Source organism: Blautia acetigignens (assembly GCF_025566865.1).
GTDB lineage: Bacteria > Bacillota > Clostridia > Lachnospirales > Lachnospiraceae > Blautia_A > Blautia_A acetigignens.
Window position 1 is genome coordinate 31429 of record NZ_JAOQJM010000019.1, and the last position, 26153, is coordinate 57581.

Annotated in this window: 37 protein-coding genes, 1 pseudogene and 1 riboswitch; of the genes and pseudogenes, 2 read left to right on the top strand and 36 right to left on the bottom strand. The window is 40.9% G+C overall.

What is annotated here, in order from left to right:
* Positions 1-22 precede the first annotated feature (22 nt).
* From OCV70_RS16615 to OCV70_RS16700, 18 genes are all read right to left on the bottom strand, one after another.
* Positions 23-199, bottom strand: coding sequence for a helix-turn-helix domain-containing protein (locus OCV70_RS16615; RefSeq protein ID WP_117854488.1), 177 nt, complete (start codon positions 197-199; stop codon positions 23-25).
* A gap of 156 nt (positions 200-355) precedes the next feature.
* A complete protein-coding gene (locus tag OCV70_RS16620) occupies positions 356-736 on the bottom strand; it encodes a DUF4825 domain-containing protein (protein WP_117854485.1) in 381 nt (126 codons plus the stop codon).
* Positions 642-947 carry a DUF6019 family protein gene (locus OCV70_RS20350; RefSeq protein ID WP_117854483.1) on the bottom strand — a complete coding sequence of 102 codons (306 nt, stop codon included), beginning with the start codon at positions 945-947 and terminating at the stop codon, positions 642-644. Before OCV70_RS20350 ends, OCV70_RS16620 begins: the two co-directional genes overlap by 95 nt.
* Before the next feature lie 63 nt (positions 948-1010).
* Complete coding sequence (locus tag OCV70_RS16630; RefSeq protein WP_243000372.1) at positions 1011-1397, bottom strand: hypothetical protein; 387 nt, start codon at positions 1395-1397, stop codon at positions 1011-1013.
* A 44-nt stretch (positions 1398-1441) separates the two neighbouring features.
* Entirely contained in the window at positions 1442-1774 is a 333-nt protein-coding gene (locus OCV70_RS16635) for a DUF3784 domain-containing protein (RefSeq protein WP_117854480.1), read from the bottom strand.
* A 76-nt stretch (positions 1775-1850) separates the two neighbouring features.
* The gene (locus tag OCV70_RS19415) at positions 1851-2285 is read right to left on the bottom strand and encodes a transposon-encoded TnpW family protein (RefSeq protein ID WP_262579901.1); all 435 of its coding nucleotides are present in this window, start codon (positions 2283-2285) and stop codon (positions 1851-1853) included.
* A 154-nt stretch (positions 2286-2439) separates the two neighbouring features.
* The gene (locus OCV70_RS16645) at positions 2440-3612 is read right to left on the bottom strand and encodes a hypothetical protein (RefSeq protein WP_117854477.1); all 1173 of its coding nucleotides are present in this window, start codon (positions 3610-3612) and stop codon (positions 2440-2442) included.
* On the bottom strand, positions 3609-4226 hold the full coding sequence (locus OCV70_RS16650) for an RNA polymerase sigma factor (RefSeq protein ID WP_207743338.1): 618 nt from the start codon (positions 4224-4226) through the stop codon (positions 3609-3611). Before OCV70_RS16650 ends, OCV70_RS16645 begins: the two co-directional genes overlap by 4 nt.
* Before the next feature lie 106 nt (positions 4227-4332).
* A complete protein-coding gene (locus tag OCV70_RS16655) occupies positions 4333-5283 on the bottom strand; it encodes a helix-turn-helix domain-containing protein (RefSeq protein WP_117854475.1) in 951 nt (316 codons plus the stop codon).
* 136 nt (positions 5284-5419) lie between these two features.
* On the bottom strand, positions 5420-5722 hold the full coding sequence (locus OCV70_RS16660; RefSeq protein WP_262579904.1) for a hypothetical protein: 303 nt from the start codon (positions 5720-5722) through the stop codon (positions 5420-5422).
* Positions 5723-5834: 112 nt separating this feature from the next.
* A complete protein-coding gene (locus OCV70_RS16665) occupies positions 5835-6092 on the bottom strand; it encodes a hypothetical protein (RefSeq protein WP_009295633.1) in 258 nt (85 codons plus the stop codon).
* Positions 6064-7263 carry an RNA-directed DNA polymerase gene (locus OCV70_RS16670; RefSeq protein ID WP_009295632.1) on the bottom strand — a complete coding sequence of 400 codons (1200 nt, stop codon included), beginning with the start codon at positions 7261-7263 and terminating at the stop codon, positions 6064-6066. The genes OCV70_RS16665 and OCV70_RS16670 overlap by 29 nt, the downstream gene beginning before the upstream one ends.
* A gap of 305 nt (positions 7264-7568) precedes the next feature.
* Entirely contained in the window at positions 7569-8165 is a 597-nt protein-coding gene (locus tag OCV70_RS16675) for a hypothetical protein (protein WP_009295631.1), read from the bottom strand.
* A 51-nt stretch (positions 8166-8216) separates the two neighbouring features.
* Positions 8217-9140, bottom strand: a complete 924-nt coding sequence (locus OCV70_RS16680) for a hypothetical protein (RefSeq protein WP_262579907.1) — start codon at positions 9138-9140, stop codon at positions 8217-8219.
* Between the two features lie 14 nt (positions 9141-9154).
* Positions 9155-9535 carry a phage tail-collar fiber domain-containing protein gene (locus tag OCV70_RS16685; protein WP_055055764.1) on the bottom strand — a complete coding sequence of 127 codons (381 nt, stop codon included), beginning with the start codon at positions 9533-9535 and terminating at the stop codon, positions 9155-9157.
* A 1-nt stretch (position 9536) separates the two neighbouring features.
* Positions 9537-10838, bottom strand: coding sequence for a hypothetical protein (locus tag OCV70_RS16690; protein WP_173895483.1), 1302 nt, complete (start codon positions 10836-10838; stop codon positions 9537-9539).
* Between the two features lie 7 nt (positions 10839-10845).
* The gene (locus tag OCV70_RS16695; protein ID WP_262579908.1) at positions 10846-11208 is read right to left on the bottom strand and encodes a hypothetical protein; all 363 of its coding nucleotides are present in this window, start codon (positions 11206-11208) and stop codon (positions 10846-10848) included.
* A 239-nt stretch (positions 11209-11447) separates the two neighbouring features.
* Entirely contained in the window at positions 11448-11738 is a 291-nt protein-coding gene (locus tag OCV70_RS16700; RefSeq protein ID WP_009320368.1) for a hypothetical protein, read from the bottom strand.
* 241 nt (positions 11739-11979) lie between these two features.
* On the opposite strand from OCV70_RS16700, the gene OCV70_RS16705 reads away from it, so the two are divergent.
* Complete coding sequence (locus tag OCV70_RS16705; protein WP_262579910.1) at positions 11980-12387, top strand: helix-turn-helix domain-containing protein; 408 nt, start codon at positions 11980-11982, stop codon at positions 12385-12387.
* Between the two features lie 796 nt (positions 12388-13183).
* On the opposite strand, the pseudogene OCV70_RS16710 reads toward OCV70_RS16705, so the two are convergent.
* Positions 13184-13414: pseudogene (locus OCV70_RS16710) on the bottom strand (GDP-mannose 4,6-dehydratase); the annotation flags it as partial.
* Positions 13381-13590, bottom strand: a complete 210-nt coding sequence (locus OCV70_RS16715; protein ID WP_317259480.1) for an NAD-dependent epimerase/dehydratase family protein — start codon at positions 13588-13590, stop codon at positions 13381-13383. The pseudogene OCV70_RS16710 and the gene OCV70_RS16715, both read right to left, overlap by 34 nt.
* Positions 13591-13727: 137 nt before the next feature.
* Positions 13728-13825, top strand: a riboswitch (THF riboswitch).
* A 71-nt stretch (positions 13826-13896) separates the two neighbouring features.
* Here OCV70_RS16715 and OCV70_RS16720 point away from each other — a divergent pair.
* Positions 13897-14463, top strand: coding sequence for a folate family ECF transporter S component (locus OCV70_RS16720; RefSeq protein WP_173768122.1), 567 nt, complete (start codon positions 13897-13899; stop codon positions 14461-14463).
* Positions 14464-14636: 173 nt separating this feature from the next.
* On the opposite strand, the gene galT is transcribed toward OCV70_RS16720, so the two are convergent.
* The 16 genes from galT to OCV70_RS16795 all read right to left on the bottom strand — a co-directional run bounded on the left by galT (position 14637) and on the right by OCV70_RS16795 (position 26117).
* Positions 14637-16127 (bottom strand): UDP-glucose--hexose-1-phosphate uridylyltransferase, encoded by a 1491-nt coding sequence (gene galT, locus OCV70_RS16725; protein ID WP_262579911.1) that lies wholly within the window; start codon positions 16125-16127, stop codon positions 14637-14639.
* 18 nt (positions 16128-16145) lie between these two features.
* Entirely contained in the window at positions 16146-16970 is an 825-nt protein-coding gene (locus OCV70_RS16730) for an AraC family transcriptional regulator (protein ID WP_173768124.1), read from the bottom strand.
* Between the two features lie 713 nt (positions 16971-17683).
* Positions 17684-18088 (bottom strand): type II toxin-antitoxin system tRNA(fMet)-specific endonuclease VapC, encoded by a 405-nt coding sequence (gene vapC / locus OCV70_RS16735; protein WP_173768126.1) that lies wholly within the window; start codon positions 18086-18088, stop codon positions 17684-17686.
* Positions 18085-18315 carry a type II toxin-antitoxin system antitoxin VapB gene (vapB, locus tag OCV70_RS16740; protein WP_173768128.1) on the bottom strand — a complete coding sequence of 77 codons (231 nt, stop codon included), beginning with the start codon at positions 18313-18315 and terminating at the stop codon, positions 18085-18087. Before vapB ends, vapC begins: the two co-directional genes overlap by 4 nt.
* A 155-nt stretch (positions 18316-18470) precedes the next feature.
* Entirely contained in the window at positions 18471-19223 is a 753-nt protein-coding gene (yaaA, locus tag OCV70_RS16745; protein WP_173768130.1) for a peroxide stress protein YaaA, read from the bottom strand.
* Positions 19223-19678 (bottom strand): thioredoxin-dependent thiol peroxidase, encoded by a 456-nt coding sequence (bcp, locus tag OCV70_RS16750; protein WP_173768131.1) that lies wholly within the window; start codon positions 19676-19678, stop codon positions 19223-19225. Before bcp ends, yaaA begins: the two co-directional genes overlap by 1 nt.
* 3 nt (positions 19679-19681) lie before the next feature.
* Entirely contained in the window at positions 19682-19891 is a 210-nt protein-coding gene (locus tag OCV70_RS16755) for a DUF6219 family protein (protein WP_173768133.1), read from the bottom strand.
* Positions 19892-19957: 66 nt separating this feature from the next.
* Entirely contained in the window at positions 19958-20230 is a 273-nt protein-coding gene (locus tag OCV70_RS16760) for a helix-turn-helix domain-containing protein (protein ID WP_173768135.1), read from the bottom strand.
* Between the two features lie 86 nt (positions 20231-20316).
* The gene (locus tag OCV70_RS16765; protein ID WP_173768137.1) at positions 20317-20475 is read right to left on the bottom strand and encodes a hypothetical protein; all 159 of its coding nucleotides are present in this window, start codon (positions 20473-20475) and stop codon (positions 20317-20319) included.
* A 161-nt stretch (positions 20476-20636) separates the two neighbouring features.
* Positions 20637-22289 carry an FAD-dependent oxidoreductase gene (locus OCV70_RS16770; protein ID WP_262579912.1) on the bottom strand — a complete coding sequence of 551 codons (1653 nt, stop codon included), beginning with the start codon at positions 22287-22289 and terminating at the stop codon, positions 20637-20639.
* Positions 22289-22852 carry an alkyl hydroperoxide reductase subunit C gene (ahpC, locus tag OCV70_RS16775; protein WP_117850366.1) on the bottom strand — a complete coding sequence of 188 codons (564 nt, stop codon included), beginning with the start codon at positions 22850-22852 and terminating at the stop codon, positions 22289-22291. The genes OCV70_RS16770 and ahpC overlap by 1 nt, the downstream gene beginning before the upstream one ends.
* Positions 22853-23111: 259 nt before the next feature.
* Positions 23112-23744: a hypothetical protein gene (locus OCV70_RS16780; RefSeq protein WP_117850363.1), complete on the bottom strand. Its 633-nt coding sequence runs from the start codon at positions 23742-23744 to the stop codon at positions 23112-23114.
* 109 nt (positions 23745-23853) lie between these two features.
* Positions 23854-24615 carry a class I SAM-dependent methyltransferase gene (locus tag OCV70_RS16785; RefSeq protein ID WP_262579913.1) on the bottom strand — a complete coding sequence of 254 codons (762 nt, stop codon included), beginning with the start codon at positions 24613-24615 and terminating at the stop codon, positions 23854-23856.
* A gap of 144 nt (positions 24616-24759) precedes the next feature.
* On the bottom strand, positions 24760-25542 hold the full coding sequence (locus OCV70_RS16790) for a class I SAM-dependent methyltransferase (protein WP_262579914.1): 783 nt from the start codon (positions 25540-25542) through the stop codon (positions 24760-24762).
* Positions 25535-25717 carry a cysteine-rich KTR domain-containing protein gene (locus tag OCV70_RS19420; RefSeq protein WP_330385751.1) on the bottom strand — a complete coding sequence of 61 codons (183 nt, stop codon included), beginning with the start codon at positions 25715-25717 and terminating at the stop codon, positions 25535-25537. The genes OCV70_RS16790 and OCV70_RS19420 overlap by 8 nt, the downstream gene beginning before the upstream one ends.
* Positions 25668-26117 (bottom strand): hypothetical protein, encoded by a 450-nt coding sequence (locus OCV70_RS16795; RefSeq protein WP_262579915.1) that lies wholly within the window; start codon positions 26115-26117, stop codon positions 25668-25670. The genes OCV70_RS19420 and OCV70_RS16795 overlap by 50 nt, the downstream gene beginning before the upstream one ends.
* Between the last annotated feature and the right edge of the window lie 36 nt (positions 26118-26153).

Genomic DNA, 26153 nt, shown 5'->3' on the forward strand with positions numbered 1-26153 from the left:
GTCACAGAAACCTCACAAGAAACTATTTCTTGTTTCCTTTGTATCTCTTATCGAGTGGTTTTTGTGCTTCTCTTGGTATCAGCCAAACACCGGCCATTTTCACAGCGCCGGGGACACGCTCACCAGCACAATAATAATTTACCCTACGAGGTGCCACGCCCCACTTTTCGGCGGTCTCTTTCAATGTCATATAGTCCATTTCGCACCTCCAGTAATAAAATGTCAATAGTTTTTTAATCACTTTTTTCAAAAAGGCAAAAAAAATAGAACGTATAGATTATTTCCATACGCTCTATCTCACATTTCATATTAAATTTTTTGAATTCTACAAACCTGAAGTTGAAGAGCAATAGCTCTACCGTTCATACGATGCAATGATTTCTTTGCTGTCTGCAATTCTATAATCAAGTGTTTCCAAATTACCAATCAAGTCAAATGTCATATCTGCATTGACCTGCAATTCATCTTCAATCCTGGATGCAGACGGTTCATCTTTTAGAAAAACGGTTAATCCATAAGGCTCTGTTTCAGACTGTATCTCTATACTGTCATATGAGTATCCCTCCGGATACTCTTGCCCACTTACAATATTTATAACGTTCGAAGAATCTCCTACATAATCTGTCTTATACTGCGACAGGTCAGGAATTTCGTACAATTTTTCTTTTTTTCCGCACGCCGAAATCAACATTATTGATACCGTAACTAACATAATTGCAAGTACTTTTTTCTTCATAAAACATCTCCTGAAAACTTTTATTTATCTTCTGACCAAATCCGAGTTCTTTCAGTTCTTTTTCGTTTCTGACATCTTCATCCGTTTTCTTTCCAGTGATGGCACTGTAGGCTTCTTTGATTCCATTTTTCACTGCCCATTTGATAACGAAATACAGCGCAATCAAAATAACAATTGCAGTTCCTCCGCTTATGCCTAATTCATTCCACATAATCATTAACTCCTCCGATTTCGTGACTTTCAATTTATTTTCAATTTTGCAGGCTGGAATCTATCATTGAATAAAACACATCCATACTCCAACTACTATGAGCAATATATCTGATATTCTTCCTGCAAATTTTGACTTTTGATATCCTAGAAAATATATTGTTTCGGGAGTTGTAAATGGCAATAAAACAACATCTATACCCATTACTATAATTCCAATTCCTATTATGAAGACATTATTGTTAGAAATAATGCCATAAAACATAACTAAGAATCCCAAAATAATGCCTAATATAAAATACTTAATTTTATGGTTGTCTTTATCCACCATCTTTTCATAACAATTTTCACAATTACTATTACAAAATTCAAAATTGTCATTTAGTTTTTTGCCACAATATTTGCATTTTTTCATACTATTTTCTCGGTAATCCCCCCAAAATTTATTCATATATTCTCGATTTTTTCTGTTTTTTACATACAAGCTGGAAATTGTTACTTTCTACATAGCGTGTTTCCTAAAATGATAATTACCACGACATCAACCAAAATAATTCCCAATGCAATATATACAAAAAATGCAGGTAAAATATTTTCAAACAAGCCCATAGTTAATGCAAGAATTGCTATAATAGACATTCCAATTCCCATTGTTCTGCATAACTTCTTTTCATCATATTTTTCCTTTTCTTCTTTTGAAGCTGTATTATATCCAGAAATGAACCAGCTTCCGTGTCCAGAAAGTAAAATAATAGAAAGTACGGCAAATATCACAAAGACAATCCACACTATCCAATCAGAACCTGTTGCTAAATCTGATAATTTCATTTACAGACTCCTCCTTAAATTCTGTTTTGTTACTTATAGGATATCATATTTTTTCTTCAATTACATCCACCTAATTTTAATACATTGCCATTCGGCTTACTTCTGTAACCAGCATCCGGTTAATCTTCTCCTGCATTGTTTCCTTTGAATCTTCATTAAAATGATAACGGACAACATAGACCGTCTGACCGATTTTCTTTGTAAATGTGTTCCCCTCTGTTTTTGTATTCATCAAAAGAATCTCTTTCCGGTAGACCAGAGCTGCCTGTTTCCAGGGAAGTGAATCCGGGAACCTGTTCTTACATTTGATTCCATATAAAAGACTTCCAAGGCAGCAGATAACCGTGAGAATCACACAGGTGATTCCTGTAAATGGAGTGATATTCAGACAAGCCAGCAGCCATTGCGCATATCCGCATACCGCAACCGCCAGTACCTTGGAAAACATCCAGCCATTATCATCAAATCCTCGAAACATCCTGGATGTTACCGGCATAAATACCAGTCCCAACAGAAACAGCATCTCCCACTAGGTTAAAAATGTAAAGAAATCAGAACCCGGGAGCCAGTAAGCAGTGCCTGCCAATAAAACAACCGGGGCAATCTTTATCAAATAAATTCGTTTCGCATTCAAGCCAGTATCCTTCCTTTTCCTGTTTTTATTATTACTGAGTTAGAATATCATTTTCTTCAAGCGTTCCTGTAAATATGGAATATGCTCCCGTTATCTCGCAGCTGTCGGAAATTTTCCCTTCATATTCAACCGCTACAAGATCTCCTGTCTTGATCTCCCCACTTTCACTCCATCTTTTTACCCTTATGTCATCTGTATATACCTTATATTCTTTTCCGGCTTTGGGGTTCCTACATAAAGCTGTATTATCAACTATCATATATCCATTTCCAATTTCCGTGACAGTTCCGGATATGGTTGGCGCACTGCTGCTGGATTTTGTTTCCGTGGAATGCTTTTGTACGTAACGGATGATTTGTCCTGCTGCTTCTTTTCCAATGAAATAGCTGTATTCATAGTCTAAAATATTGGTTGCGAAATAGCCGTCTTCAGAAATGTAGATCACCCGGTTATAAACACCCAGCGTTTCCGAGGTTGCAGTGAAAGCGAGATAAATACGGTTCTCTCTTTCAAAGAAATCACTTGTATTATCAAGTTTTGCATCACTGCGGCCCGCAAGGATCTGCCAGATCTCATCATCATTATCCAGCAAAAGTTCCTCTTTTTCCTCATAATTTTCACATTTTGTCACGTAGTTTAATTCTATATTTTGAGAAAGACCATACAGTTCCAGCAACTTCCCTAAAGTATCTGGAGCAGTGCTTTCATCAGCTGCATAAACATAAAATCCGTCTTCATTCCCTGCAGCAATCATCAGTTCTTCTGATATTCCATGAATCTTCCGCACCTCAAATGTTTCCGTATATTTTTTTTCGGTATCAGGATCAAGGCCTTCTGCTATACAGGAGCCAATCTCATCCCCTAGTGCATCTGTGTGGATTGGATTCTGGCTTTTTACGGTAAACTGTTTTCCATTAAACTTAATAGCAGGATACTTTTCAGCTGCAGTCTTGTATTTCCATGGCCATTCTATGGCTCGTTCTGTTTTAGAAACATGATATTTATATTTGCTTTCAGCTGTTGCGTCATTCTTTAAAAGATGCGGAATCAAAATACCTGCGATTACAAATAGGGTAAGACAAGCCGCAGCCGTCATCCATTTCATTACAGGATTATGCCTTTTCTTTGGCGGTGCTTCCAGTGTAGCAGTGATAAGCTCATTATCAATATAACCAATGGCATCTGCAATTTTGGGTATGTTCATAGATAGATTTCCTCCTTGATCAGATATTCTTTTAATTGGGCTCTGGTGTGAGCTAGCATATGTGTTACTTTGCGTTCAGTAAAACCACATCTCTCTGCAATAGCTATGTTAGATTCAAAATAAAAATATTTTAGATGAAACACTCTCCGGACCACTTCTTTTTGTTTATTAAGAAAAATACTGATTGATTTTCCAATCTCTTCGTCATTCCTGCTCGGAGCATACCTTTCATCTGGCAGTATATCTGCAAGTTCATCCAATGCCATAACCATATCAGCGGATCGTTTTTTAGCTTTTTGTTTTCTAAATTTATCTATGGAAATACTTCTGACAATTTTGGAAATATAAGCCTTAAAGTTATCCGGCCTTGTAGGTGGAATTTTGTTCCACACTCCTAAATATGTGTCATTCACACACTCTTCCGAATCCTGGAGGTTATTTAGGATATTATAGGCAATTTTATGACAAAGTTTTCCATATTTTATATCTGTTTCCTTAATTGCCTGCTCGTTTCTTTCAAAATAGAGTTCTATGATTTTTTTATCGTCTATGATATTCCCCTCCTCAAAAATGTTCTCAATTATAAAGTCGTCTTTTTTTGATGAGCGTCTCAAAAAATTTATATTTTTTTTGAATTATAGCATAGAAAAAAGAGAACAGCTTTAGCCATTCTCCTTTTGTCATCTGAATCCAATTTTTTTTATCAAGAATACCAATTTTCTACTGCTTTTCTTGATTTCGAATCTCCTTAATCAGCTCTACTGCATTTTCTGCATCATCAGTTTTTACGAATATATCCATTCCATATATTCCAAAGCCAGGTGCCCCATGCATCGCAACATTCGCACTTGCCTCCTGTGAAAAAGCCATTATTCCATTTTGTCTTAACATTTCCATGAGTTGTTCCGTTTCTATCATATTTTGTGCATTGTAAATCTTGATATATTCCATCTTAGATAATGGTGAAATTTCTTTTATATTTTGAGTATTTGTTGGATTTTGTTTCTTTTTTCGATTGATAAATGTCAGAATTCTAAGAATAATAAATGCGACAATAGTAATACCAATCCAAAATTCAAAAGCTAATCGTGTTATCTGTGTTTCTGTAGCTCCCATTCTTAACAAGCATACGCCATAGAGGAAAGCAAAAATTCCTGAACATAATACGCTGGTAAGAAAATCCCTCCATACAGTAGTATTTTGGGGCAAACATTTATCCCATATTCCATTGTATATCATAATAGCTGCATACAGGATTCCTCCGGCTAAAACACTTACTGTCTCTCCTAAAATAAAACGAATATTTATTGTCAATAACATTTGAATAATAATTGCCATTACACCAATCACAAACATTGATGCAAAGGCAAGATTTCCAGCCTGTAGTGCTTTTCGTTTTGTCCATTCTTCATACATTGCAACTTTGTCCAAAGTTTCTCTCATCTCTTTATTCATAGCCTGGCTCCTTTCTCCATCCAAGAGTTCTCTCATTTCAACATCGTAATATTCAGCAAGCTCAACAAGTATGCTAAGATCTGGCATATTTGTTCCTGTTTCCCATCTGGAAACTGTTCTTGCAGACACTCTGAATTTCTCAGCAAGCTGCTCTTGTGTCAGATTTTTTTCCTTACGACATTGCTTTAAAAAAGCTCCGATCTTTTTTGTGTCCATGTCTCTACCTCTCTTCCACTTACAGTTTACCAATATGTAACAAAATTACCACGACATAAAATAAGAATCCACGAATTTTCAACCAGACATTGTATGTCTACGATATTCAAAGATACTTTCAACATCAAAAGTTGCTTTATGGACATTGAAAATTATCAATATTTGTAATCTTTGGGTTCAACATCCGTTTTACCCTTTCAATCGGGAATTTATCTTCAATATCAGTCACTTCAAATAAATTTAATGGTAGCGCTTTTTCTCCAATCAGAGAAAGATATTCTTTAACAGCTCTGCAGTCGATCATGATTTTTCCATGCCCATCCCAATGACGATTACTCTCTTTCTTCTTCAACCCGGAAATCCAATATTCGTCGCCATTCTCAATATCTACATAATTGGAATAATTGCCATTATTGTAGCCGCTCAAAATTTTTGTCAAAACTTCTCAAAACTTTTGACAAAACTTTTCGGGAAATATTTCCGGTATTTATAAGCACGAAACGGAGGGAAAAACCCTCCGCTTTTTTTGACAATAATTTTGTGAATAACGCCTACTTTTCAGAAGCGGCTTCATCCTCATCTTCACACTTGGCAAGTTCCTCTTCCAAGGCTCCAATCTCATCACGGATGACCTGTCTCTGTTTGTGGAGTTCCTGAAGGTCATAAGGTGACTCCATCCCAAGGGTAGAATACTCAATACACTTGGCAATCTTCCAGTCCCCAATATCAGACTCCTGACATGAGAGCTTGGTCTTCAGGTCTCTTATTTTCTGTTCTATCTCATTTTTGCTCATTGTTGTTTTGCTCATCTCTGTGTCCTCCTCCAATAAATGGATGGATAAAAAGCTCATCAAAGAGCTTATCCATACTCTTAACTACATTGTATGAGTCATAGTGGCTCACACCGCCCTTCCATGAGGCATAGGCACATCTCACATCATCAAAGGACATCTCCCCGGCATCCATGAGCTTCCGGAACTTCTTCAGCTTTCTCCGCATCCTTGTGACGGAGTCCTTGCTGATACGTTCCTGTACCTTTCCTGTCTCTGTTAGGTTATATTTGATTTTAAGGAATGTGAAGCCATGTGACAGCTTTACTATCTGTGTTTTCTTTGGATTGATAAAGAGTCCAAGCTCATCACATATCCCTTGTATGTCATTCAGGAGCCCCTTCAGGTACTCCTTGTCTTCATGGATGATGTAGATGTCATCCATGTACCGCCCATAGTATTTCATGCCTTTTACAATCTTGCAGTAGTTGTCTATCCTTGTGGGATAGTATACTCCGGATATTTGAGATATTTGGCTTCCAATACCCACGGACTTTCTCATGTACTTTTCGCCTGTCAGCTTTGCCTTATCAATTTGAGCATGTTCCAAGGCGTTATACAGTGTTTTCATACAGTTAGCATATTCTTCATCAGTCATGTAGGAAACATCCACCCTGAAGGTATCTATGAGCTTCTCAATAAAGCTCATTGTCTCCTTATCACCAATCTTTTTCCGCATTTCCTTTATCAGACCATCATGGACTATATTGTCAAAGAATTTGCTAAAATCAATCAGTAATACATACCCTTCATTGCTCTTGTGTTTCCTGTAGAACTTGTGAAGATGTGTGCTCAACCGTTTCCTTGCAAAATGGATACCCTTGCCCTCCATGGAAGCACCATTGTCATAGGTCAGGTACTTGGAGAGCTCCGGGACAAGCACATTGTCACAGACTGACCTCTGTACCACACGGTCAGAGATGTGCATTGACTTAATATGCCTTGTTTTTCCCCTCTCATGCAGCTTGAACTCATAGAAGTCCTTCTGCTCATAGGTTCCATCCTTCATCTCCTTTTGAGTTTGGTTGATATTCCTCAAAAGGTTCATTTCATACCGCTGTACTGACTCTTTCCACGCTGTTCCCTTCTTTGACTTGTTAAAGGCATCAAGTAGGGAGTTGGCATCATATACAGACTCCATATCATTCATAGAGCTTCACCTCGTTTCTAGCACCAACTGACGTATCAGGGTGCATCAAGATGTTCCCCCATCCTCCCTCTATCAGAAGATGGGCTTCTTTACCTTTCGGAAGGACAAGCTTTCCTTTCCTGTATCGTATATCGGCACATAGCCTACACTTAGTATACATACACGAAATCGGGCGGACTCCACCATCCCCGGCGGCGTTGTTATTATTACTATTACCATTATTGTTACAATTAGCAAACGCCGCCGCCGACACCACAGCACTCAACGGTGGAAAAGTCTCTTGATACAAAGCTTGCCCCGGATAATTATACTTGTTTTTCAGCCTTTTGGGAAGCACCTTCTTTCTGTGCTTTGGCTGCTTCATTCTCCCTGATTTTCTTCAGGATTTTGTTGTCACTCTTTCTCCATCCCTTCAGGAGGGCTATCTCCTTCTCAATCATTTCCACATATCGGATATACTTCTGTGCATCCACCGGGATGATGGATATAATGTATTGCATCTCCTGAAGGAGCTGCTCACAGTTTCCTATGGCATGATTTTGGAAGTTTCTCCGGTCATAGAACTCACTCTCACATACTGGATATATCGTATTTGCCTGTGTGATGTTCATTATCATGTTGTGGAGGATATTCATTATGTTATTCCTCATCTTGTCTATGAGCCATGCCGGATATTCCTCTATTATCGTGGCTTTCATTTCATACTTCTCCACTATTTCCCGAAACTTCTGCTCATCCTCCGGCTCCATTCCCGGCACCCCATACAATGACTTGACACTCCTCACCTTGTCCTTGATGCCAAAGTCCCGGAGGAGCAGCATTGTGATTTCTCTCCGGAGCATTATGGCATTATGATAGAACTCCAAACTGGATACACTTCTTTTGTTCTTCAGAACGCTCAACCTATTTCCTCCTTCCGGTCATCTGCCCCCATACAGGGGGCAGATTAAAGATTAACCGATACAGAAATACGGGCGGACTCCACCATCCCCGGCGGCGCCGAGACCATAACCATAACCACCACTGCTACAACGAGCAAACGCCGCCGCCGACACCACAGCACTCAACCAATACCACCATCTACTTCCGTTATGTCCAAGTCCTGCTACCTTCAGGTTAGGAGCTAACCGGAACAACGGGAACTGAATATTATCACATCCTGTATCATAGAATGATGAACTAAGCACTGTGGAACCATATACCTGTATCTCACTCATAAGTTTAACTAAGCAATCCTTCCACTCCCAGTTGCTTGCATATCCTGTGATGCCTGCTCCTGCGTTTGAATTGCCTGTTGTAGATACTGCTGTTGTCAGCAATTCTCTGTGACTAAGTATATGATTATTTAATGCTGTTTGCAAGGCTGCTGCATATACAGGAAGAACCGTTTTATACATCTTAGAGCCTACATACCCACCTGTTGTCACATTTGTATCATTCATAACTGATTTTGTCTTGAAGCAGTCCTTCGGTACAATCACAGCATGATGTTTTGTGAAGGCTGTATCTCCATTATTCCAAAATACATCAAAGCCTGCCAAGATACATCTGACTGTCTCGGCACCACCCAAGTCTGTAGTGATGCTTATGTCAAAATAATCACCCACATACAAGTCCTTAAAGGTTCCTGCACTGATACGCTGACATATTTCATCCACCGTATACACATTTGTCAGGTTCTTCCCTCTGTAGATGGAATTATGAGCTGCTGCACTGTCAGAAAAGACATTGATGAACTGCTCATTGAGGTATTTGTCATTGTCAAGGAGCTGCTGATGTCTCACATTCCACTCATCATAGTGTGCCGGAGTTGTCCTCTCCATTGCTGTCATCTCAAGGACAAGTTTCGGATGCTCTGCTGCTGTTATATTTGCCATTTTCTTCTTCCTCCTTAATAGTTGTCTTCAATGGTGAATGTCACCTCTGTCTCATCCTTACCTTTTGCAAGGAAATTAGAGAACGCCACCACATCTCCATCCTCATCAATGAGTGCCATCTCACTGATGAATGTACCAACAAGCTCATCTTCCTCAAGCTTGATGGTATACTCATAGGATGTATCTGAAGTCTTGGTTGATGAAGTATAAGGCTTTCTGACCACCTCTTTCTTCAATGCTACATTCTCCGCAAGTGGTACTATCACGGTACCATCTCCATTGACACCGCCGGAACCAAGTGCAATGTGTGTTATCTTTGCAACCGTTCCGGTTGTATGGCTTGCTTCAGCCATCTTTTTTCTTCTGATTTTGGTTATCACGCTTTTTGTTGCCATTCTACAATACCTCCGTTTTTTGCCAAGCATCTATTATCTTGGAACCATCAAGGCTCCATGTTCCATCAAGGAAGATGAGGTTGTGCTCTTCATGCCATATCACCCTGAACTCCCTTGTATGTTCTACACCAAAGCTGTATGCCTGCTTGGTGGTGTATTCTGTCCTCTGTGCATCCATGAGCCGGGAGCCTGTCAGCTTCCAAAGCCCGTTGAGCTTCAGATAATCAAAATAGTCAATGACCATCCGGTACTGCTCCAATGTCTTCCTGATACTGTATGCCTCCTCACAAGGCTGCATCCTGTACCGCTGCTTCATTAGCAGCTTCTCTTCATGCTGATGGCGGAATGTTGTGCTCCATCTCATTTCTCTTGGAGACATCTGTGCATCCACCACATAACTTCCATCTGTTGTCCATGAGCCATCTGTCTTCAGGTATTCAAAATAGTACATCCTGAAGCTGTATGCCGCCTTCAGGATGGCACTCTCTACCATCCGGCAGGCATAATTGTATGCCATAACTGCAAGCCCGGCTTCATGGAGCTCATAAAGGCTCTCATATCGGTATCCTATCCGGGTACCAACGGGAGTCATCTCTGCATCAAGCATATAGCTCCCATCCAGTTTCCACATTCCATCAAGCTTCCTGTAGTCATAATAGAATAGATGCTTCTTATACAGTACCTCAAGGAAGTTTCCTGTGTGTGGCTGCCTGATGCTCAAGTTATACTTGAAGAAGTAGTTGTCCTTTGCACCCACCTCTTTCCACTTCCTGACGGTCTTCCGCATAATGTCAAAACTGATAGGATGCTCCTCATCCGCATCCATCACAATTACTATGTAGAACTCCGCCCATCTGTTTTCAATGGTATCAGACTCCAATGTCCGGCTCCCATCAAGGAGCCAACTTCCATCAAGTGTGAAATGGGAAAAGCCTGTCAGGTCATTTGCTCTCACAAGAACCGGGGAAGTATATCCAAGAGTCCTCACCGCAAGCAGCACTCCCTCATTGGTACCTCCAAGCTTGCATATCTCCTCATACATGGCTATCCTTGAGCGGAAGTTCTCTGGATGTTCTCCTTCATACCGGGTGAGCCTTCTATCAGCTCCATGTACCGGGAGCATTTCATGGCTGCATGTAGCAACCATTCCCTCATCCCTTGCCCGGAGTATGTCTTCCTTTGCTTCATCAAACCTCTTGCCGAACACCCGGCAAAGGATGTACCACTTATTCAGTGCTTTCTTCAGCTTCTTCAGAGGAGTAGTGAGCAGATACCACATGTATTCAATAAAGTTCTCTATCATGGCGGCATCACTCCTTCCCCCTTGCACTCTGTACTACGTTCCGGACAGTCACATTGATGTCTCCTGCCATGATGACCTTGTCCTGTTCAAGAACCATGTCATCAGACGGTTGCAAGATGTCTGTCTTCCTGTAGTTATCAATCTTTGTACTAAGCACTTGGATGATGCTGTCCCTGTATAGGGTATTCATTTCTCCCCTTGTCAGAGCCATCATGTCCTCAATGAGTTTTGTTGCCTGTGCATCCACTCCATCCGTTGCCGCATCTTCAGCAAGGTATATCACAAGCTCAAAGTCCTGTCTCACTACTTCACTGGACTTCTCTCTGTGCTCAACCAATGCTTCCATTTCATCACTTGACAGGTTCAGCAAATGCCTCATCTCCTCTCTATATATTTGAACATCAGGGCTTCAAGCTAAAACTCCGATACTGACAAGCATCCGCTTTGTCATCCTTCTATCACGGTCATAGAACTTCTGCCCCTTAATCTCCTGATTGACATAGAATGTACCGCACAGGTACCGCTTTATCATTCAAATCTTGTCCGGGTTATACTTGTCTTGTATCCTTGTTACCTTCATAAAACCTTCCTTTCCCTGATGCCACTGTCTCATTCTTCAACTCTTAAAGTAGGACAGGACAGCTCTTCTATCTCTTCCTGTATCCGTTGCACTTCTCTCTGTGCGTTCCGGAGGAGCTCATCAAGCTCATGGGCTTTCTTTGCTCTTGGAAGCATGTCATGGAAGATTGTCATACCAAAGCTCTTATACAGTTCAGCAACTTCATCTTTGCCGGATGTGTTCCGGATAGATGGATGCCACATGTAGACTTCTTCAATCACTTTGTACTGCTCATCCGTGACAGTTCTTTCAATTCTTTCCTCAAATTCCTGCTTCTGCATCCTGCACCTCCTTCATTCCTTCATAGTTCCATTTTCTGATACCCTGAACCGGGTGACTTTCTTTGTGCCGGAGAACTCCGACTATTGAGATTTACTAAGTTTTTTGATATGATTTATCTTGGATTAGTGGGTTACAAGTAACCCTTGCAAGGTTTATTATATCTTCCTATTTGCAGAATGTCAACACTTTTTCTGCTTTCAGGAAGAATATATATTCCAATTTGCAGAAAGAGAGGTCATCATGGAATTAGATATGATGGGAATTGGTGAACGTATTAAAACAAGAAGAAAAGAATTGAAACTCTCTCAAACAAACATATATGAGAGATGTGACATCACTTCAGGAGCATTGAGCAAAATCGAAAACGGAAAAACTACGCCTTCCGTTATTGCATTTTATAAGCTTTCACAAGTGTTAGAGTGTGATATGAATTGGTTGGCAACCGGAATATCTTCCAATATGCAGAAGTCCAATATCTGCAAATTGGAAGAGGAGCTGTTGAATGGTTTCCGGGAGCTTCCTGAAGATGACAAAGAGGAACTCATGGGCTTATTGCAACTAAAGCTCCGGAAGGTGAAAAAAGAAAGAGATGTGACTGCAAAATCATCCGGATTGATGGGTACAGAAAATGGTGACATGGTTGGCTGATTTTTTTATGCTTTTTTGGGTTACTTGTAACCCTTTTATTGTCACTTTGCTTTTTAGGGAAGCAATTCCCGAAAAAGTTCATTTTTCCTTGAAAATAAGCCAAAGTGACAACTTTATTTGCAAGGTTCCAATTTGTCACTTTGATTGCATCCAGTCCCGGCTCTCCTGTTCCGTGTACTGATTGCATTGAGTAACGCCTTTTTTTCAAAGCGTTACTTTCAAAAAACCCTTATTTTATGGTACTTTACGAAACAAACACGCACATTGACAACACTTAATCAGTAACGCAATAACGCCACGTTATAACGCTTGACCTATTTTCAGAAGAGGATGCCTGATGTATAATGTCCTTACAACCTAACTTTGAGGTGTTGTGGATAGAACAAGTGCTCAAAAACCAAGTAAAACCAATGCTTCCAAGCACTCTATCCACTTCCCTCCCTTCCAAGGGCACAAAAAAAGCATCCGAAACAGCTTATTCTCAAATTCGCTGTCAAAGATGCTTCATTTTTTCTCTATGAAATTCGCCACAAACCTTGATTTCACGGGGTTTCCCGTCATTTCCCACCTCTTCACGGATGGTCTCACGTTAGAATGTCCTTTTTGTCAGATATTCTGTTAAGTCACATTTCCCAAAATTACATAAACAACATTTAACAAAACATGCACAAAATTGTAGAATTTTAAAAAATAGAACATTTCAGGATAAAAAATGCGTTCATTTATAACATAAGGTCAATTATTTAAAAAAATAAGAGGGCTGCATCTTACAGCTCTCTTATTTTAAATATACATCCTATTTTTCATATCCCTGCGGATTATTAGACTGCCATCTCCAGGAATCTTCACACATCTCACGGATACCGTTTTCTGCTTTCCAGCCAAGCTCTTTTTCTGCCTTAGATGCATCACAATAACAAGTTGCAATATCTCCGGCTCGGCGAGGTTTGATCACATATGGAATTTTTACACCAGTTGCAGCTTCAAAATTCTTTACAATATCAAGAACACTATAGCCCTTTCCGGTGCTTTTTCACTTGCATTGCTTAAATTGTCCAGTACCACAACATCATATCCTGCATTCTGAAGCTCCACTACCGTGTGGCTTCCAATATAACCAGCACCACCTGTAACTAAAACTGCCATAATGATTCCTCCTGAACGTTTTTTTCTTTTATTATAGTCTGATTTTTGTAAAAACATATGGACAAAGTTTTAGAAAATATGGAGAAAATGCCACGATTTCTTGTCTGTTTTCTTAATTGCAAAAACTTATATTTTTATATATTTTTTTCTTGCTTTTTCCAATAATCTGCTATATACTGCTCCATGTAAAGTAATGCAGAGTAAATTCATGAGCGTAAAGTGCCTTCCGGATGGAGAGTTGCCGGAGGACGAAAAGAGAAATCTTGCGGTTCGTGGATTGCTTCTCGCTGCAACAGAAGATAAATATGAATCCATAAATTATCTCCTATTGTGAGCGAAAAAAGAAAAGGAGGTAATTTTTTTATGGAGAAAACAAAGAACATGTTTCTCACCTCAGCCAAAGAGCTGAAAACCACTTCTACACTGGCAGTCTGTGCAATGCTTGCTGCCCTGGCACTGATTTTAAATTCAGTTGCTTCTATCAATATCGGTCCCTATGTAAAAATTGGATTTTCCGGTATCCCAAACCAGATTGCTGATTATCTGTTTGGACCCATTACCGGATGTCTGTTTGCCGGTGTGCTGGATATTGTGAAATTCTTTATCCGCCCTGATGGTCCATTTTTCTTTGGGTTCACCTTTAACGCAATGCTCGCGGCATTTATTTATGGATGTTTTTACTACAAACATAAGCTCACTTTCCGTCGCGTGCTGATTGCAAAACTGGTTGTCGTTCTGATTGTAAATGTTCTGTTAAATACCTTATGGCTGGACATGCTCTACGGAAAAGGATTCCTTGCAATCCTTCCAATGCGTACTGTAAAGAACCTGATCATGTGGCCAATTGATTCCTTTATCTTCTTTACCATCACAAGATTGATTGAGCAGACAGGAATTTTTAATCTTTTTAGGAAACCGGTTGCCAACTGATTACATATATTTGAAAATATAAAATCTTCGTGATATCAAATGAAAAGCAGCCGATATTCTCATTTTATATATCATGAGATACCGGCTGCAACTGCTATTATAAAATATTTTCTTGTTCTGTATTTTTTCACTTCATACTACAGCATTCATTATAATCACGGCCAAAACACGTCCTATAAACTGTCCACAAAACGCATAAAATCTTCTCTTCCTTTTGGTGTGCATTTATAAACTCCGGCATCTTCCAGCACATGTACAAACACCAGTCCTACTTCTTTTTGAAGAATTGCATGAATGTTCTCTGCATTAATATCCGGATATTTTTCCAGCAATTCTTTCACCCAATCCTCATGCTTTGCTATTTTTTCATTTGAAGAAATATCTTTTCCAGATAAAATGTATTCCTCTAAAAGCTCCAGCTCTTCTTTTAATCGGGCCGGAAGAACTGCAAGCCCCATTACCTCGATCAGTCCGATATTTTCCTTTTTAATATGATGGTACTGTGCATGTGGATGATATACACCAAGTGGATGTTCTTTCGTCGTAATATTATTGCGAAGTGTCAGATCCAGCTCGTATACATCCCCCACTTTACGGGCAATTGGGGTTATGGTATTATGTGGCTCTCCGTCCGTATTGGCAAATACAAAGGCTGCTTCATCTGTATAGCCTCTCCATGCCTGCAGCACATGTGTTGCAAGGTCAATCAACCGTTCTGGATTTTTATGACGGATACGGAGCACTGATAACGGCCACTTTACAATTCCCGCTTCCACATCCTCAAATCCAGGAATGGTCACATGCTTTTCAATCGGTGCCTTAGCCATTGCGAAGGTATAATGTCCTCCCTGGAAATGGTCATGGCTTAAAATAGAACCGCCTACAATTGGAAGGTCTGCATTGGAGCCCAGGAAATAATGTGGAAACAGTTTTACAAAATCAAACAGCTTCACAAATGTGTTCCGTTCAATCTTCATGGGGGTGTGACAGGAATTAAACACGATGCAGTGCTCGTTATAATATACATAGGGTGAGTACTGGAATCCCCATGGGCTGTCATTGATCGTAATCGGAATGATCCTGTGATTCTGTCTTGCCGGGTGGTTGACTCTTCCGGCATAGCCTTCATTTTCCGGACAAAGAAGACATTTCGGGTAGCTTCCGGATTTTACATTTCTGGCTGCTGCGATTGCTTTTGGATCCTTTTCCGGTTTTGAAAGGTTGATGGTAATATCAAGTTTTCCATATTCACTGTCTACTGTCCATTTCTGGTCTTTCTTTACCCTGTAACGACGAATATAATTGCTGTCCTGACTCAGTTTATAAAAATAATCCGTCGCTGCTTTTGGATTCTCCCCATATTTTTTCCAGAACGTTGTCTGTACTTCTGCAGGTCGTGGCATGAGGCAATTCATCAGTCTGGTATCAAACAGGTCTTTATAGACAACACTGTCTTCAATCAATTCCCGATCAATTGCCTCTTTTAACAGTTCATCCAGAACCTTCTCAAGTTCAATGTTCTGAAATTCCTGTTCCGGTGCAGTGTAATCATCCTCGTAAAATACATCCAGCAGAAGATTTGTTGTGTAATTTTTCTCACATTCTGGTATCAGTCCCGTCTCGACTCCATACTGTACCAGTTTTGCAATACTCTCACTCAGCATATTTTTATCCTCTCTTTTCTATATGATTTCATTTTGCAGAACAAACTTTTCTCTGTACAGATTCCGGTATTCTCTTGGTGTCATTTTGCAGCGTTCCCTGAAAACCCGGTTAAAAGTCCGCTGACTTTCAAATCCTGCATCCATGGAAATGTCCGTAATGCTTTTGTCAGTACACTCTAAATGAACACAGACATAGTTTAATCTCTGTTCATTTAAATATTGGTTAAAATTTCTATGAAAAGTTCCGGAAAAGACACGCGAAAGTGTAAATTTACTTACTCCCATATCTCTTGCCATCTTTTCCAGGGACATTTCTTCTTTAAAATGTTTTGCAATATAGGAGACAGTCTGATAAATGATATCATTGCTCTCCACACTGCTCTTTTCCTGTAAGTTAAATGCCGGGATACTTCTGGCCAAAAGGATCTGCACATAAGCCTGTTCAACAACAAGGTTAGGATTTTGCTCCTTTTTATCGAGCTTCAGACACCGAATTGCATTTACAATATCCCGGTGGACCTGCGGCTTTTTAATCACAGGATTTTTCGGACAGTATTTCTGCATAACAGAAGCAAATTGTCCGCAAAGTATGGGCTGCGCCCACAGATAGCATGCCTTATTATTCTCTCCTGAAAAGACCTGGCAGTGATGGATCACTTCCGGAAAAAGGACTGCAAAATCACCTTCCTCCATGTGAAAGAGTTCCTGGCCCATTCCAAGCTCCAAGCATCCTTCTGTAAGATAGATGAATTCAACTGAATTGTGCAGATGAGGGGATTCATGTCTGGCAATGCGGGAATGTAAATGCAGATTTTCTTTTTTCTCTTCATAAACCGGAAACATAATTTCTCTCCTCTGCAAATTTTGTCTGTTTTTTCTTTTCATTTGGCACGTAATTCGCTTTCAGGTGATCTATAATGCACTTGTAAGTTAAGAAAAGAGGTGAACGAAATGAAAAATTTAAAAGCTTATATCTTATATGTGATGAATTTCTACGCAAACTATTATAAAGTTTGCCGCTAATGCCAGAAGAAAATTCCAGTATTCGGCCGGATTTTCTTCTGCATAAACTATCACATCCGCTTTTTATTAGTATAACCAACTGATGAACCCCTGTACATGAACAGGATTCTTTAAAATATAGACAAAATGATACAAAAAAAGATATGCTGCAAAAAATGACTGTATTTCCTGCCTCATATCTTTCCTTAATCCAATGACAGACAGCCCGAAAATATCGGGCTGTCTGCTTTTTAGATGGTATCAATCAGATCACTTCCACTAATAATCTGGCTCCAGCGGTTTTCACGTTTGTCCGCATTTTTCTCAAAGTATGGAAGTCGTGTTTCTTCCAGTTCCTCCAGACATGGGATGCTCTACAGCCAGTTTTGACAGCTCGATTGCTTTTTTCATAAAGATTTCATCTTGCATAAAATTTTCTCCCATCTACTACAATTTGGAAATATCATTTAAAATAACTTTGCTCATCTTGAAAATTCAAAGTTGACTGTAACCAAAAAGCCCTGCACCAAGCAGAGCTTTCAGCTTTTCATATTTTATTCTTTAGTCCAATCTTCTACCGCTAATCCCTCAACTCTACAAAACTCTCTTGTATTATTAGTCACTACCGTAAGCTCTTCTGATTTTGCATGACCTGCAATGAGCATATCCAATGGTCCAATCGGAGTTCCTTTTCTTTCCAGATCTGCCCGGATTTTTCCATATTCTTCTGCAGCATAGCTATCAAAATCCAGAATGGTAATTGGGGATAGAAAAAGTGACATTGCAATTCGATTCTTTTCTACTGCTTGGCTTTTTTCAACACCATGCATCAGCTCTCCATATGTGATAGAGGAAATACACATATCATCCGGATTATGCTGTAGAAAATTGCGAATTACTTCTGGAGGTTTATTTTTTATTGTATAAATGCAGATATTTGTATCCAGCATATACTTCATAAAGATTCTCGCTTCTGTTCTTTTGGCTGTTCCCTTCCCGCTTCCATAAAGTCATTCGAGAACATATCAAAGCTGCTTAAAAAACCAGACCATTTATTATTCTGTGGCATTAAGATAACAATATCTCCAATCTTATTTACAGCCACTTCGTCCCCAGCAAACTGGCATTCTTTAGGAAGCCTTACAGCCTGGCTTCTGCCATTTTCAAATAATTTTGCTGTCATCATAGTAAAGCACCTCCTCTTCTATAAATAGTATATACCACGGTATATATCACGGTCAAGAAAATTTTTTGAGCATAGATATATTTTATCTTGTGTAATTACAATTTTTTATTATTCTGCTATGGTTTTATGTAGTTTTATTAGTATGCAATACCACACTACAGTGCAGACAACCGTTCAAAAATATATTCCTTCTCTGATGACAAGTCTTCTCTAAACCTATAGCCCAGTCTGTTAAATTCTTGTATATCAGCTGGATTTTCAATCCCTCTTTCTGCCATAAATCTGACCATTTCGCCGCGGGCCATTTTTGCATAAGTACCTTTTGTTACTAGCTTTTCTCCGGATAATTCACAAAATGTAATCGTTATATACGTATCTTCAGGTGACAGATATTTTTCTATGCATTTCGAATATTCCTTTGATGCCAGATTAATAATGATCCGGCTGTCATCAATGACGGACTGATATAGCAGATCTCCCCAATAGTCATACAAATTTCGGGTATTTCCTATTGTGACCTTTGCCTGCATTTCCAGGCGATATGGTTTCACACCGTCCAGTGGCTTTAAGCTTCCATAAAATGCGGATAAGATTCTCAGATGTTTTTGGATATACTCAAATTGTCCGTCTTCAAACACCGCTGGTGCCATATACTGAAACGCAATTCCCTCATAGGACAAAATAGCCGGAGTAAGCATATGATAAAGATCCATATTTTCTAATCTGTCAAAATTCTGCCTGGCAATCTTGTCATTACATTTCCAGATTGCTTTCAGTTCATCTTTTTCCAGACTCTTCATCCAACTCAGTATCTCAGTTGTCTTATCTAGAAAATCTGGCATTCCCACTGGTGCTATGCTGTCCGTATCTGTAATCATCTTTTTGGCTGGTGATAATATAATCTTCATCACGCCAATTCCTTCAGCATATTTTCAGGATCATCTGCTGCTTTCACTTTATCATTTGCCTTTATGATAATTCCATGCTCATCAATAAGATATGTTGTCCTTACTACTCCCATAGAGACTTTTCCATAATTCTTCTTTTCTTTCCAGACGTCATATGCTTCAATCACTTTGCGCTCCGGATCTGCCAATAAGGTAAATGCCAGTCCGTATTTTTCTTCAAATCTCTTATGGGAGGCTACTGAATCCTTACTAACACCAAGGATAACAGCTCCTTTTTCTGTAAACCCGGGGTATCGTTCTAAAAATCCACATGCCTGTTTCGTACAGCCAGCTGTATTATCCTTCGGGTAAAAATATAAAATCACTTTCTTTCCGGCATAATCACTTAATTTATGCATGTTTCCGTTCTGATCCGGCAGCTCAAAATCAGGGGCTTTTGTTCCTGTTTCCAACATTTTTTAATCCTCCGTTTCTGTAGTTTCCGCTTTCTTTTTCGCTTTTTTACTGCCTGAAATCATTTTATGTCCCGTATAGATAGACATTATCATACAAAGCAGAGAGCTTAATGCGAAATATTTGTGGCTTGATTTTAACCCTTTGTAACCGGTATAAAAAGTTCCGATCATGGTAATAAGTGCTCCGGTAGACCAATATTTATGTGCTTTCATACAATACCTCCATAAAATATAATGTATTAAAATTCTATTGTCTGCCTGCTGCTGTATCCATTTTTCTTAAATTCCTTGTTTGCGCCAGGCGCTGGGGGAAAGTCCGGTTATTTTTCGGAAATTCCGCAGGAAGGTTGACAGGACCGGATAGCCTGCTGCACGGGAAATATCCTCTATGGAGTCATTTCCATGTGCCAGCAGCTCACACGCCTTGTTGATCTGGACAACGTTCAGGTATTCCGATGGAGACATGTTGGTATATTCGGAAAAAATTCTTCGCATATGGGTTTCGCTTAATCCGCAGCTTCTGGCATAATCCCTGGCTTTAATCTCCTCCATGTAATGAAGCTCCATATAGTTTACGATTTTCCGGACATAATTCATGGTATCAGAATGAGAAAGTTCAGGCTCATGCTCTACCTTGTTCAGCCGGTCAAAAAACAAAAGAAAATTAAAGGCAAGGGATAAAAACGCATATTTATAATTGCTCTTTTTCTGCTGTTCTTCTTGGATGATCCTCCGGTTAACACAAGCAATGGAATTTCCTGAGAAAGCTCGTAGTAACGATATTCCGCTTTTGACATTGGTGAATTCCTCCAAAGAAAAAACTGTAACAATAAACCATAGGAGTTTATCATTACAGTTTTTATTATCCTACTATTATACTAGGAATATTCTACTATGCTTTTGCGGGGCTGTCAACAATAAATTCCACACAACTGCGTCCAGATGGCGGGCATCCTGTTTAGAGCAATTCCAGCAGCTGCTGAATATTCTTTTTCCCGAATGTCACTTGATCCTGGTTGATCACCAGGCAGGGGACGCTCATAACGTTGTATTTTTCTTTTAAGTCCGGGAAATGGGCGATGTCGTATACTTCTGCTGTTACAAGGGGATTTAAGGAGGCAATCCTCTGGGCTGCCGCTACCAGATCCGGGCACATGGTACAGGAAAGGGATACCAGGATCTGCATCTGTACCTTATGGTCGATGGCAAGGATACGTTCTCTGATGGTAGGATCAAGAGGCTGTCCCGGGCCTGCGGCGTTATATAATCCCAGGATAAAAGAGGTGAACTCATGTCCCCCTGGCACGCCGTGGAAAGCTAATCCGGTCTTTTCACCAGAGGCAGTCAGCACTTCTACAAAAGGCAGCAAGGCAGCAGAATCCGAAGCAGAATTCGATTTCTGTACGGTCAGTTTGTCTGTATATTTCTCCAGTTCTGTCATATAGCCTTTTAATTCCTGGCTGACGGGACGGGAATCCAGATGCAGGTCAAGCTGCAGGTTCCCCTCCATTCTGGAAAATACCACATTCAGCTGGTTTACGATATCCTGTGAAAAAATACCGGCCGAGGATTTCCCTTCCGTTTCTTTTCCTGCAGACGGTTCCTCGTGGACTTCGGTCTCTTTTTTGATTGGCTTTTCCGGGTGGATTCCGGTTTTCTCCTGCATGGCTGCGGCATATTTTTCCAGCTCTGTGGCTGCTGTGGCACCATCTCCCACTGCAGTTACCACCTGGCGGAGATTCTTCTGGCACACATCTCCGGCTGCGTAAATTCCAGGGCAGCTGGTCTTCTGGGTTCGGTCTGTTTCCACATATCCATGGGAATCCAGAGCGATCAGGTCTTTTACCAGATCTGTATTTGGGGCGTAGCCTGCAAATACAAATACGCCGAAGGTGTCATCTGCAGAATCGAAAATAGTTTCTTCCTCGGTATTTTTATTTTTGTAGCAGATCTTTCGCAGGGTGTGGTCACCTTCCACATAGACAACCTCTGTATTGGTTAAAACTGTGATCTTAGGGTGATTTTTGGCGGCTTCCGCCACTGCCTCTGCGCAGGAAAAATCATTTCCGCGGATTAAAATGGTCACATGGCTTGCATACTTTGTCAGAAATACGCTCTCTTCTGCTGCTGCAAACCCGCCGCCAACGACGAAGATTTCTTTTCCGCGGAAAAACTCTCCGTCACAGGTGGCGCAGTAAGCAACTCCGTGACCGCGAAAATCAGCTTCGCCTGGGAAACCGATCATCCTTGGATGGGCACCTGTTGCAAGCAGGATCCCAAAGCTCTGGTACGAGCCTTTATCGGTGGTTGTTTCCCAGATTTCTGCGCTGGATGGTGTTTCTGCTTTTTTTAGCCTGGCAACCTCTCCAAGGAGAAATTCCGCTCCGAAATGTTCCGCCTGTTTTTGCATGACCGCAGTCAGCTCTTTTCCACTGGTTTTTTCTACACCTGGATAATTTACCACTTCATCGGTAATGGTGATCTGGCCGCCAAATTTTTCCTTCTCGATTACCAGAACACGGTAGCAGGCGCGGGCCAGATATAAAGCTGCGGTCAGACCGGCAGGGCCTCCGCCGATCACGACCACATCATAGAAATTTTTGTTTTCCATTAAAGCATACCTACCAGATCCAGACTTGGCTTCAGAGTTTCAGCCCCTGGCTGCCATTTGGCCGGGCACACCTGGTCGCCATGCTCTGCTACGAACTGGCTTGCCTGGAGACGGCGGAAAAGCTCATCCGCATTGCGGCCTACATTGCCGGCATTTACTTCGTAAACTACGATCTTGCCTTCCGGGTTCACAATGAAGCTTCCTCTTTCTGCCATTCCGTCAGCTTCGATCAGCACTTCGAAATCTCTGCAGAGTGCGTGGGTAGGATCTGCCAGCATTGGGTAAGTGATCTTACTGATTCTCTCAGAGGAATCGTGCCATGCCTTGTGGACAAAATGGGAATCTGTAGATACAGAGTAGATTTCGCAGCCTGCAGCCTGGAAATCAGAATATTTATTCTGCAGATCCTCTAACTCGGTAGGGCATACAAAGGTAAAGTCTGCCGGATAGAAGAAAAATACGCTCCATTTTCCCAGAATATCGGCCTTTGTTACGGTCTTAAACTCCCCATTCTGATAAGCCTGAACAGAAAAATCACTTACTTCTTTATTGATCATTGACATTTTGAAATTCCTCCTTTTTTGTAATAAGCATTCCCCAAAATGCGGAAATTGATGCTGGTTAGGAAAGACTAACTTTATTTGCAATATAACATTCTTTCCTGATGATGTCAACGAATTTTACGTAAGTGAATATCATTCTCAACAAGAACAATTATCATTTTGTAATGTCAAAATATTACTTTTTTATACTTGTATTTTTGCAATAGGAAGCTTTGACCAGGTTTAGAACGGAAAATAATGTTTTGCGCGAAGCGTTTGCTTACTTTTCTGCTTCTATGCAGTCTGCTTTTATAAATAGGGTCAGGCAGCTGTCGGAATTTCCGGCTTCTGAGCTGCTGGGGGTGTCCTGGCATACCAGCAGGTCTGGTGTGTGGGAAATGATATCCAACGCACGGACACTGTGTTCATTGAAATAGCAAAGCGTGTTGTCGATGATTTCGTAGTCGAATACTTCCTGGTCATCAACGGAAATGAGTTTCTCTTCCGACAGGAACAGGTCTGCATCCATGTCCAGTATGTAGCCTTTGTCCGAATCCTCTCCGTCTAAAAAGAAAATGCCTACGCAGGTATCGTTTTCATACCCATAATAAAGAATGGTATCTTCAGATCTAAAAACCGAGAAGCTGGTAACCTCACCGGTATCTACTTCTGTCTCAAAGGTTCCGTCCGGATGGATGCACAGATCGTTATTTCCTTCGTACCGGGACATGGTCACATGGCAGTCTCCATTGGAATTGAAGCTTGCCTCGTATGGGAATTCCGCTTCTGCAAGCAGCCAATGGCCTTTCAAGCCGCTGCCTGTAAGCTGTGCGCCCTCTTCTGCGAAAAGGGTGACCGGAGTAAAGCAGATGGTAAGGATTGCGGTTGCTGGGATTAAGATTTTCTTTAACATGGCAGAACCTCCTGTTTGGCTGTTATGATAAAATATGACAGATATTGTTTGTGTTTATCATATCATAAACCGCCTGTGAATGCACTTGATATCAGGAAAATTGTACCAGTTATTTCTTGTAACATACCAGTAAAAAACGATGAATCTGCCCTTCGACGCAGCCGTTTTGTTTCAAAAGCTGCTGGGCGTATAATAATTTGTCTTTGCAGCGGTCTACGGAGAAATCCGGGAATTCCCATTCTATGATGTGGGCGAACCAGACCAGGGCGCCTATGTCGAAAAATTTGATCGGGCGAAAGCATTCCTGTGCATCCAGAATATCAAACCCTGCATCACAAAACTGTTTACGGCGGATTTCAAGATATTGTTCCGGGAACGGCAGCTCTGTTTTACCTAAGAGAAGCTCCACCAGTTCGCCGTCATTTTCAGCGCCTACCTGTTCTGTGATGAAAATTCCGCCATCTTTTAAAATGCGGTGGATGTCTTTTACATTAAAATCGCCGTGACGGTTAATCACCATATCAAATGCAGCGTCATCAAAAGGAAGCGCATCTTTTCCATCTCCTGCACGAAAATCAATTCCAAGAGGAAGCAATGTTTCCCTGCATAGCTGAACGTTTGGCGGATACGCTTCTGCGGCACTTGTATTTTCGTAAGGGTGATGGAGGGACAACAGAAATTCACCGCCGCCAGTGTCAATATCCAGCAGCTTCATCTCCGGCTTCAGGTAATCGAAAATGATACGCTGATAATCCCAGGGCAGATCCGTTTCTTCTGTATATCTCCCTGCAATATGGGAAAAATCCCATCCGTGAATATGGGCAATACTTTCTTCTTTTTTCAAGCTGTTTATGAATTCAGTCTCTTTCATACCGCTGCTCCTTTAACCTGTTTTGGGCATGCCAATGATCCAGTACGCCCGCTTTTCGCGTGAATATGAATGCCTTTTTGTGTATTATGCTCTGCATAATCTCATTTTGTCAAGTACGGGCAAAAGAAGGCCTGGCTTCGCACTCTAATTCTTTCTGACCGCAAGGCAGTAATTGACATGCTCAAAGGCTTTCATATCTGCTCCGGCCTTGTGGATCACATTCCTTTGAATATCATCGGGTGTCAGCAGCTCGTAAATGAGAAAGCCGTGTTTTTCAAGGAGTTTTTCAAGTTCTTTATAGGAAAATGCCGACTGCATCGGTTCGCCGCCTGCTTTTGCCATCATAATGGTGTTCTGTACACGTTTTTCGGTGGCATCAAAGAAGTTTTCATCGGGATAATCAAACACAAGTGTACTGCCGTCCGCGCAAAGTTCGGAAAGTGCAGCCAGCATTGTGTCGATTGCTTCTGTGGAAAGGTAGTAGGTTACACCGAGCCATGAGAAAAAGGATTTGGCCGACGGATCAAAACCACTGGCGGTCAGCCGTTCCGCTAAATTGTCCTTTGTAAAATCAACCGGAACAAAGGTGAGATTGTCGGAAACTGACCAACCAGCGCGAGTGATTCGTTCGATTTTATCTTTTTGCGTCAGAGGATGATCCACCTCGAATACCTGGTGCTTCGCTAAGAACTCTCCTTCTCGAAAAGCAAAGGTATCCATACCTGCACCGAGTATAACATATTGCTTTGTACCAGTTAGGACAGCTGCTTTTAACGCTTGTATATAATTCTGAACAGCGGTATATTCTTCTGCCGTCATCAACTCTTTGGCAAGATGGTCTGTGAAAACCGGATGATCTTCGTTTTCTGCATGAAACGCCCGTCCAAACGAACTCATCAGGGCGGTAATACTGGATTGGTTATTCATTCCGTTGTCCTCTTTCTGAATCTGATTTTATTTCTTGTATTTTTCCGTCTTTGAAACGGATCACGCAGGTATATTTGCACTTTGGGCAAAATAGAGGAAAGTCCTCCAGCACCGTGTGGGGCCATTCAGACTCCTCCCTGTTTCTGACCATTCTGGCGTCTGAGAAGCTGTTCATTGATCTGGGTGGCGGTTCGGATGCTCTGACCGAAATTGACCAGATGCCAGAGGATTTTCGCCGCCAGAATAAAGCTGGCATAAATGATGGCATCCAGTGGTCCGTACCAAAATTCCCAATGGTGTGCAAGGGGCAGCAAAACCGCTTCCAAAAGAGCCGCATGCAAGATTGTGCGAATCCACCAGCCTCTCAAAGTCAGTTCGGTCCTGGAATAATAAACGACTAATGTAGCCATGCACACCAGGGTGAAGAGGATGCATCTGCCGAAAAAAGAAACCACCGGCAATTGGGAAGCAGGATTGAACAGCAGACACATAAAAAAGGTGCTGAGCATAATGTGCCGGGAAATGATCACTTCTTCTTCGTTTTCGCGGGAAATCTGTTCCACAGACAGCTTCATGTCCACACCCCCTTTGGTTCTGAAATATAATATAGC

Excerpts from the sequence above, each read along its gene's own strand:
- OCV70_RS16615 (WP_117854488.1), bottom strand. The coding sequence starts at position 199 with ATGGACTATATGACATTGAAAGAGACCGCCGAAAAGTGGGGCGTGGCA.
- OCV70_RS16620 (WP_117854485.1), bottom strand. The coding sequence starts at position 736 with ATGAAGAAAAAAGTACTTGCAATTATGTTAGTTACGGTATCAATAATG.
- OCV70_RS20350 (WP_117854483.1), bottom strand. The coding sequence starts at position 947 with ATGTGGAATGAATTAGGCATAAGCGGAGGAACTGCAATTGTTATTTTG.
- OCV70_RS16630 (WP_243000372.1), bottom strand. The coding sequence starts at position 1,397 with ATGAATAAATTTTGGGGGGATTACCGAGAAAATAGTATGAAAAAATGC.
- OCV70_RS16635 (WP_117854480.1), bottom strand. The coding sequence starts at position 1,774 with ATGAAATTATCAGATTTAGCAACAGGTTCTGATTGGATAGTGTGGATT.
- OCV70_RS16645 (WP_117854477.1), bottom strand. The coding sequence starts at position 3,612 with ATGAACATACCCAAAATTGCAGATGCCATTGGTTATATTGATAATGAG.
- OCV70_RS16655 (WP_117854475.1), bottom strand. The coding sequence starts at position 5,283 with ATGGACACAAAAAAGATCGGAGCTTTTTTAAAGCAATGTCGTAAGGAA.
- OCV70_RS16665 (WP_009295633.1), bottom strand. The coding sequence starts at position 6,092 with ATGAGCAAAACAACAATGAGCAAAAATGAGATAGAACAGAAAATAAGA.
- OCV70_RS16670 (WP_009295632.1), bottom strand. The coding sequence starts at position 7,263 with ATGAATGATATGGAGTCTGTATATGATGCCAACTCCCTACTTGATGCC.
- OCV70_RS16680 (WP_262579907.1), bottom strand. The coding sequence starts at position 9,140 with ATGGCAAATATAACAGCAGCAGAGCATCCGAAACTTGTCCTTGAGATG.
- OCV70_RS16685 (WP_055055764.1), bottom strand. The coding sequence starts at position 9,535 with ATGGCAACAAAAAGCGTGATAACCAAAATCAGAAGAAAAAAGATGGCT.
- OCV70_RS16690 (WP_173895483.1), bottom strand. The coding sequence starts at position 10,838 with ATGATAGAGAACTTTATTGAATACATGTGGTATCTGCTCACTACTCCT.
- OCV70_RS16700 (WP_009320368.1), bottom strand. The coding sequence starts at position 11,738 with ATGCAGAAGCAGGAATTTGAGGAAAGAATTGAAAGAACTGTCACGGAT.
- OCV70_RS16705 (WP_262579910.1), top strand. The coding sequence starts at position 11,980 with ATGGAATTAGATATGATGGGAATTGGTGAACGTATTAAAACAAGAAGA.
- OCV70_RS16715 (WP_317259480.1), bottom strand. The coding sequence starts at position 13,590 with ATGTTTTTACAAAAATCAGACTATAATAAAAGAAAAAAACGTTCAGGA.
- OCV70_RS16720 (WP_173768122.1), top strand. The coding sequence starts at position 13,897 with ATGGAGAAAACAAAGAACATGTTTCTCACCTCAGCCAAAGAGCTGAAA.
- galT (WP_262579911.1), bottom strand. The coding sequence starts at position 16,127 with ATGCTGAGTGAGAGTATTGCAAAACTGGTACAGTATGGAGTCGAGACG.
- OCV70_RS16730 (WP_173768124.1), bottom strand. The coding sequence starts at position 16,970 with ATGTTTCCGGTTTATGAAGAGAAAAAAGAAAATCTGCATTTACATTCC.
- vapC (WP_173768126.1), bottom strand. The coding sequence starts at position 18,088 with ATGAAGTATATGCTGGATACAAATATCTGCATTTATACAATAAAAAAT.
- vapB (WP_173768128.1), bottom strand. The coding sequence starts at position 18,315 with ATGATGACAGCAAAATTATTTGAAAATGGCAGAAGCCAGGCTGTAAGG.
- yaaA (WP_173768130.1), bottom strand. The coding sequence starts at position 19,223 with ATGAAGATTATATTATCACCAGCCAAAAAGATGATTACAGATACGGAC.
- bcp (WP_173768131.1), bottom strand. The coding sequence starts at position 19,678 with ATGTTGGAAACAGGAACAAAAGCCCCTGATTTTGAGCTGCCGGATCAG.
- OCV70_RS16755 (WP_173768133.1), bottom strand. The coding sequence starts at position 19,891 with ATGAAAGCACATAAATATTGGTCTACCGGAGCACTTATTACCATGATC.
- OCV70_RS16760 (WP_173768135.1), bottom strand. The coding sequence starts at position 20,230 with ATGGAGGAGATTAAAGCCAGGGATTATGCCAGAAGCTGCGGATTAAGC.
- OCV70_RS16765 (WP_173768137.1), bottom strand. The coding sequence starts at position 20,475 with ATGTCAAAAGCGGAATATCGTTACTACGAGCTTTCTCAGGAAATTCCA.
- OCV70_RS16770 (WP_262579912.1), bottom strand. The coding sequence starts at position 22,289 with ATGGAAAACAAAAATTTCTATGATGTGGTCGTGATCGGCGGAGGCCCT.
- ahpC (WP_117850366.1), bottom strand. The coding sequence starts at position 22,852 with ATGTCAATGATCAATAAAGAAGTAAGTGATTTTTCTGTTCAGGCTTAT.
- OCV70_RS16780 (WP_117850363.1), bottom strand. The coding sequence starts at position 23,744 with ATGTTAAAGAAAATCTTAATCCCAGCAACCGCAATCCTTACCATCTGC.
- OCV70_RS16785 (WP_262579913.1), bottom strand. The coding sequence starts at position 24,615 with ATGAAAGAGACTGAATTCATAAACAGCTTGAAAAAAGAAGAAAGTATT.
- OCV70_RS16790 (WP_262579914.1), bottom strand. The coding sequence starts at position 25,542 with ATGAATAACCAATCCAGTATTACCGCCCTGATGAGTTCGTTTGGACGG.
- OCV70_RS19420 (WP_330385751.1), bottom strand. The coding sequence starts at position 25,717 with ATGAACAGCTTCTCAGACGCCAGAATGGTCAGAAACAGGGAGGAGTCT.
- OCV70_RS16795 (WP_262579915.1), bottom strand. The coding sequence starts at position 26,117 with ATGAAGCTGTCTGTGGAACAGATTTCCCGCGAAAACGAAGAAGAAGTG.